This is a genomic window from Bradyrhizobium macuxiense (assembly GCF_001542415.1).
GTDB lineage: Bacteria > Pseudomonadota > Alphaproteobacteria > Rhizobiales > Xanthobacteraceae > Bradyrhizobium > Bradyrhizobium macuxiense.
In genome coordinates, this window is sequence record NZ_LNCU01000069.1 from 1 (window position 1) to 6,985 (window position 6,985).

At 64.3% G+C, this 6,985-nt stretch carries 4 protein-coding genes; 2 read left to right on the forward strand and 2 right to left on the reverse strand.

Annotated features, from left to right (window positions below; all coding sequences use genetic code 11):
- Positions 1-84: 84 nt before the first annotated feature.
- Together AS156_RS19290 and AS156_RS19295 are read right to left on the reverse strand one after the other, a co-directional pair.
- Positions 85-2,814, reverse strand: a complete 2,730-nt coding sequence (locus tag AS156_RS19290) for a hybrid sensor histidine kinase/response regulator (protein WP_066507564.1) — start codon at positions 2,812-2,814, stop codon at positions 85-87.
- A gap of 387 nt (positions 2,815-3,201) precedes the next feature.
- Positions 3,202-4,800 carry a flagellin N-terminal helical domain-containing protein gene (locus AS156_RS19295; RefSeq protein ID WP_066507567.1) on the reverse strand — a complete coding sequence of 533 codons (1,599 nt, stop codon included), beginning with the start codon at positions 4,798-4,800 and terminating at the stop codon, positions 3,202-3,204.
- Between the two features lie 542 nt (positions 4,801-5,342).
- On the opposite strand from AS156_RS19295, the gene AS156_RS19300 reads away from it, so the two are divergent.
- Entirely contained in the window at positions 5,343-6,053 is a 711-nt protein-coding gene (locus AS156_RS19300; protein ID WP_066507578.1) for a Crp/Fnr family transcriptional regulator, read from the forward strand.
- Between the two features lie 185 nt (positions 6,054-6,238).
- Positions 6,239-6,961 carry a Crp/Fnr family transcriptional regulator gene (locus AS156_RS19305; protein WP_066507580.1) on the forward strand — a complete coding sequence of 241 codons (723 nt, stop codon included), beginning with the start codon at positions 6,239-6,241 and terminating at the stop codon, positions 6,959-6,961.
- Positions 6,962-6,985 lie beyond the last annotated feature (24 nt).

Consider the following 6,985-nt stretch of genomic DNA (forward strand, 5'->3'; position numbering starts at 1 on the left):
CAGCTGCCCGCCGATCACGGCGGTGACGTATTCGGCCATGGTGCCTTCGCCTGCTTCGGTCTTGCTGGTCATCGCATCTGTTCCTTACGCAGCGTTCCGCAGCTCGACGGTCTGCTCCTTCAGCGCCGCGATCAGCCCGGGACGGTCGAACTTGGCGACATAGTCGTGGAAGCCGGCCTGCCGGCCGCGCTCGATCGCCGCCGGCGACACCATCGCCGACAGCGCGATGATCGGCAGCCCGGTCAGGTTGCTGTCGCCGCGGATCACCTCGGCGAACTCGAAGCCGTTCATCTCGGGCATCTCGATGTCGGTCAGCACGACGTCGAAGGCCTGCCCCGAGCGCAGCACCGCGAGCCCCTCCTGCGCGGTCGGCGCGGTCCGCACCCGGTAGCCGGCGGCCTTCAGCACCGGCGCCAGCATGTTGCGGAAGAAGGCGCTGTCGTCCACGAGGAGCACGGACTGCGCATTGGCCGACGGCCGCATCTCCTTGCGCGAGAACCAGTCGGCAAACGCCATCGGCAGGAAGTGGCCGACGTCGATCACCTCGGTGGCCTGGCCCTTGATCACCGCCGAGCCCAGAATGCCGTCCTGCGAGCCCGCGACCTCAATGTTGAGCCGCTCCTCGACGATGTCGATGATCTCGTCGACCACGAGCCCCATCGAGCGGCCGTCGTCGGCGAACACCAGGATCGGCTGCGCGCCTTGCGTCTGCACCTCGACGCCAGCCATCTGCACCAGCGGCATCAGCTGCTCGCGGTACTGCACCATGTAGCGGCCGTTCGAGAGCTCGATCTTGTCGGTGGCGATCTCTTCCAGCCGGGTGACGAGGCCGAGCGGCACCGCCTTGGGCTGCGAGGTGCCGGCGCGGAACACCAGGAGCGAGGTCAGCTGCTCGCCGCTGGCGGCGTGCGCGGCGGCGCTGTCGTCGGCCATGTCATGGGCCGAGGCGCCGGAGGCGCCCAAGGCTTTGGCAATGCCGTTGGGGTCGATGATCATGATGACGGCGCCATCGCCCAGAATGGTGTTGCCGGAGAACATGTCGATGTGGCGCAGCTTGGTCGACATCGGCTTGACCACGATCTCCTCGGTGTGGAACACGCCGTCGACCACGATGCCGAAGGTCTGGCTGCCGACCTGCGTCACCACGATGAAGCCGTTCTCGGCCTCCGCGGTCGCGCCGTCGTCGATCTTCAGGAGCTTCTTGAGATGGATCAGCGGCAACAGCTTGTTGCGCAGCCTTAAGACCGCGGTGTCCTTGATGCGCTCGATGCGGTGCTCGGAGTTGGCGCGGGCCCGCACCAGCTCGACGACGGACAGTTGCGGGATCGCGAAGCGGTCGCCGCCGGCTTCCACGATCAGGGCGGAGACGATCGCAAGCGTCAGCGGGATCTTGATGGTGACGGAGGCGCCCTCGCCGGCCACGCTCTTGATGTCGATGGTGCCGCCGATCTGGTCGATATTGGTGCGCACCACGTCCATGCCGACGCCGCGGCCGGACACCGAGGTGACCTGGGCCGCCGTCGAGAAGCCCGGCGCGAAGATGAACTTGTGGATCTGGGCTTCGGTCATCTTCTCCAGTTCGGTCTCGGTGACGAGACCGCTCGAGAGTGCCTTGGCCTTGATCCGCTCGGTGTTGAGGCCGCGGCCATTGTCGGCGATGCAGATGATGATGTGGCCGCCCTCGTGATAGGCGCTTAGACGGATGGTGCCCTGCTCGCCCTTGCCGCTGGCTGCCCGCTCGGCCGGGGTCTCCAGCCCATGGTCGGCGGAGTTGCGCACCATGTGCGTCAACGGATCCTTGATCAGGTCGAGCACCTGGCGGTCGAGCTCGGTATCGGCGCCGTGCATTTCCAGTTCAATCTGCTTGCCGAGCTCGCCGGAGAGGTCGCGGACGATGCGCGGCAGCTTCTGCCAGGCATTGCCGATCGGCTGCATGCGCGTCTTCATGACGCCCTCCTGCAGCTCGGCGGTGACGTTGGAGAGCCGCTGCAGCGGCACCTTGAACTCGGTGTCCTCGTTGCGCCTGCTGATCTCGAGCAGCTGGTTGCGGGTCAGCACCAGCTCGGAGACCATCGTCATCAGGTGTTCGAGGGTGTCGACGTTGACCCGGATCGACTGGTTGGCGATCTTGTCGCCGCCCTCGGCCTCACCTTCCGCGGCGGCGGTCTTGCGGGCCGGCTTCCTGGCGGGCTCGGCGGCGTCAGCCGCGGGTGCTGCGGCTACAGGCTTGGCGACCGGCGCCGGCGCGACCACTTCGGTGGCGGTCTCGCGGAAGGCGCGCTCGAGCTCGTCGAGCGAGACCTCGCCCGGACGCAACGGGCGCTCCAGCGTCTGCGCCACCAGCGTGCCCTCGGCCATCGCCGGCTGCACTGACGGCGCCTCGACGACGGGCACGGATGCTTCATCAGCAGAAGTCTCGCCGGCGGCCATCATGGCCATGCCGTGTTCGACCATGGCTTCCAATCGATCGATCAGGTCGCGGTCATTGCCTTCGGGCTCGGCTTCGGTGGCCTCTAGCCCCGCCAAAATCTCCTTGATGCGGTCGATCGAGGACAGGATCAGCGTCACGGCCTCCGCCGTCACCGGCATGCCGTCGCGGAACTTGCCCATCAACGTCTCGCCGGCATGCGCCAAGGCTTCCAGCCGCGGCAGCCCGAGGAAGCCGCAGGTCCCCTTGATCGTGTGCACCAGGCGGAAAATGTTATCCAGGATCTTCGCGTTGTTCGGATCCTGCTCGAACTGCACCAGCTGGTTGTCGACCGTGTCCAGGCTCTCGCTGCTCTCCGTCAGGAACTCGCGCAACAGATCGTCCATCGGAATCGGCCCCCTCAAAGTGCTACGGAACGGTCGCCTGCCATCGATAACCTCGCGGGCTTCACGGCGACGTTAATTTCGGTGTCCGTGCAAATACGGACGATGAGGTATTTCAAAGAGTTGGACGATGCCTTCTGCTGCGTCGGCCGGTCTCGACAGAACAGGCACTTACTACCTGCGCGAGCACAACGGCATTCATCGGATCATTCCGAATTGAATCAAATTGCAACGAGCGGACGTTAAGCCTGACCGGGCCGCGACAACGCCGTGACGCAACGCGCATCAGAACGCGAGCGGACCAAACTTCAATGCGATCGGCAGTCGTGCAAGAAAAAGACGGCGGAGTTTCCTCCGCCGCCTCCATATCGATGTCTGTCGCGGCTGCGCTTAGCGGAGCAGCTGGAGCACGCTCTGCTGCGACTGGTTGGCCAGAGCCAGTGCGGACACCGCGATCGACTGGCGGGTCGACAGCGCCTGGCTGTTCGCCGCTTCCTCGTTGGTGTCGGCCAGCGTCAGGTTGGACGAACCGGTCTGCAGCACGTTGATCAGGTTCTTCGAGAAGTCCTGACGGATCTGCACGATCGACAGGTTCGAGCCGAGGGTCGACGCCTGGGTCCGCAGCAGGCCGCTCGCGTTGTTGAGCGTCTTCAGCGTGGCGTTGGCCGACGCGTTGTCCAGGAAGTCCGTGCCAGACGACAGCTTGCTGAGGTTGAGACCAGCGGCGTTGAAGGTCACGCCCTGGATCTTCAGCGTCGAGGAGCCCGTCTCGTTGAAGGTCAGCTTGAGCTGATCGCCATTGAGCAGGTTGATGCCGTTGTACGACGCGTCCTGGGCCGTCGTGGTGATCTGATCCAGGATGTTGTTGTACTGGTCCACCAGGTTGGCGCGGTTCGCCAGCGCGGTCGGATCCTGAACGGGCGCGCTGCCCGCCAGACCGGCGAACAGCTTGCCAGCACCGGCTGCCGTGCCACCGATGGTGCCGAGGGTTGCGGACGCGGCGTCGTTGGTGGTGCTGATGGTAAGCGCGCCGGTCGAGCTCAGCGACGCCTGCAGATTGTTGGCCGCAAGCTGGGTGTTCAGGTCGTTGAGCGACTTCACCTGGCCCGCGCCGGTGCCGAAGGTGATGTTGGTGGCGGTGCCGTTGCCGGTGGCGCCGATCGTGAGCGTCAGGCCACCCAGCGGGCTGGTCGCGGTGCGCGCGGTGGTGCCGGCGGTCAGACCGAAAGCGGTCACCGAAGTACCGGTGCCGGAGATCACGAGATCCTGGGCGGTGCCGGTGTTGATCTGGAGTTGACCGGTAGCAGACACGCTGGAGCCAGTCGCACCCGTGATGCCGTCGATCGCCGTGAGCAGGTCACCGACAGTCAGGTTGCTGCCCGCGCCGGTGCCGAGAGTGACGTTGCCGGACGCATCGGTCGTCGACGTGGTCTGCGATGTCGAGAACGTAATCGTCTTGCCGTTGACGGTGAGGACGCCGGTCGGCGTGGCCGCCAGGGTGTCCGAGTTCGCAGCGCTGACGAGCTTGGTCGCCGACGTGATCGCAGCAGGCGTCGTCAGGTTGTTGTTGACGGCAGTGCCGGTGAGCTGCGCGCTGCTGTAAGTGGACGTGCCGAGCAGGTTGTCCGCGGTTGCACCGGTGATCGCGGCAGTGGTCACCTGCGACTTCTGCGAGTAACCCACGGCGGCCTGCAGCGCCTGGTTGGCGACCGACTTGGCGCTATCGACCAGCTTCTGCAGCGAGGTGATGCCGGTGTTGGCGGCCTGCAGCACCTGGACGCCGTTGCTGATGCCGTCGAGCAGGTTGTTGATGTCGCTGGCGCGGTTGTCGAGCGACTGCGCCGTGAAGAAGTTGGTCGGATTGTCGAGAGCAGAATTGACCTTCTTGCCGGTGGCAAGGCGGTTCTGCGTGGTGGCGAGGAGATCGGCGGTCGACTGCAGCGAAAGCAGATTCTGACGGACCGATGCCGAAAGGACGATGCCTGACATACTTGATACCCTTCTGGATGAACACGATTGACGCGACGCCGCAAATTTCACGCGGCGACCGTGTCACACTGGGCTGTCGGCGCTACCCGTTCGTTAAAGAGCTTCTCCGTACTAATACCCAGAACGCCGGAGCGAAGCTGGCTTGCGGGAACCTGATGCATCGGCCGCGCACGGGGCGCCAGATTGTAGGCAACACCAATCAAATTTCAGCGCTGCGTGAGGGCAGTCACACCGCATCGGGCCGATCGATTCGGAGCTTCCGTTTGATCGGACTCGCGTCGCGAGATGATGTGATGCCCGTGATGCGCACGTTAATAGAAAATCAATATTGCCGCGGAAATGGCAGGAGCGCCGTGCGCCCGCGCCGGTGTGCTTTCCGCGCACGAATCGCGACCAAACACAACTCTCTGCCCTGTAAAGTGTATAATGTTGATGCCGCAACCCTTGTGCAATTGGATGGGGCAGCTATGTTCGCTGCCGTGCCAAGCGCCAAGAGTAGGTGATGCGAGACCGTAGTGCTCCCGCCTTCGGCAGGAGATCCAATGTCTGCGGTACCACGTCCGCCCAATCGTTTGTTGCAAGCGCTGCCCGCAGCGGAACTCGAGCAACTCCATCCGCTTCTCGAAACCGTCGAACTGACCAAGGAAGCAACGCTGGCCAACGCTGGCGCACCGGTGCAGCGGATCTATCTGCCGCACGGCGGCATCGTTTCAATGATGGTCAATCTGTCCGACGGGCAGTCGGTCGAGATCGCGACGATCGGGCGCGACGGCATCATCGGCGCATCAGCCGCGCTTCACGGCCGCCCACTGCTCGCCGATGCGATCGTCGTGGTGCCGGGGACGGCTTCGGTGCTGCGGGCCGAGGATTTCCGCGAGGCGGCCGATCGCAGCGCCGCGTTTCGCACCCTGATCGCTCTCTATGAGCAGGCCCTGATCGCGCAGACGCAGCAGTCCGTCGCGTGCAACGTCTCGCATCCGGTCGAAGCGCGGCTATCGCGATGGTTGCTGCGCGCACGCGATCTGTGCGGCAGCGAGGCATTGCCGCTGACCCAGGAGATGCTAGCGCAGATGATCGGCGTCCGGCGCAATGCGGTTTCGATCGTCGCGCATGGATTTCAGCAGGCTGGTATCCTCCGCTATAGCCGCGGGCATATCGAGATCACCGATATCGACGGTCTGCGGAAATCGGCCTGCGAGTGCTACGGCACCGTCAAGGCGTACGCTGCGCAATGGGTCGGATCCGAGGATTGATCGCCGAGGCGGCAAGCGGGGCTCCACCCAAGCCGGCATGCTTGATCGCCGCGATCGACAGCCTGCTCCGATCGCCCTATTTTTATTAAACTCAAGTCGTGTCAAGATAGGTTGCAAGGACGTCCGGCTGCAAGCGTCAGCGCAGCTGCCCAGAGACAAGCTTTGCCGGCAGGCAGGAGGTTGCTTTGGATACGGTTTCGCGATCACCAAACGGATTCCTCTCGTCACTGTCGACGAGCGATTTCGAATTGATCCGGCGACACCTGCAGACGTTCGACCTTACTGCCGATGCGGTGCTGAGCGAGGCCGACGAGATGCTCAGGCGCGCTTATATGCCGCACAAGGGCGTGATCTCGCTGGTAGTCAAGCTTGCCCGGGGCGAGCACGTGCAGGTCGCCATGGTCGGTCGCGACAGCATCTTCGGTGCGTTCGCAGGGCTTGGCGAGGCCCCCACGCTGAACAGCGCCGTAGTGCTGGTGCCGGGCATCGCCTCGACGATCGATGTCGAGGCGTTGCGCGTGGCGGCCGGGCAGAGCCCGACATTCCGGGCGGCGCTGACGCGCCATGGGCTCGCGGTCTACGCGCAGATCCAGCAAACCGCCGGTTGCAATGCCGCGCATACCGTGGAGTCGCGGCTGGCGCGATGCCTGCTGCAGACACGCGACCTCGCCCGCAGCAACAAGTTCGTTCTCACGCAGGAAGCGATGGCGCAGATGATCGGCGCGCGCCGCAACAGCGTGTCGCTTGTCGCACACACATTGCAGCAGGCGAACTTCATTCACTACAGCCGCGGCCACATCGAGATCGTCAATCTCGACGGGCTGATCAAGACCACGTGTGAATGCTACACAACGGTCAAGACCCTGTACGCGCAGCTGCTGCATTGTCAGGAAACCTTCAACAACTGAGCGCGAGCCGTACTTCTACGGCTC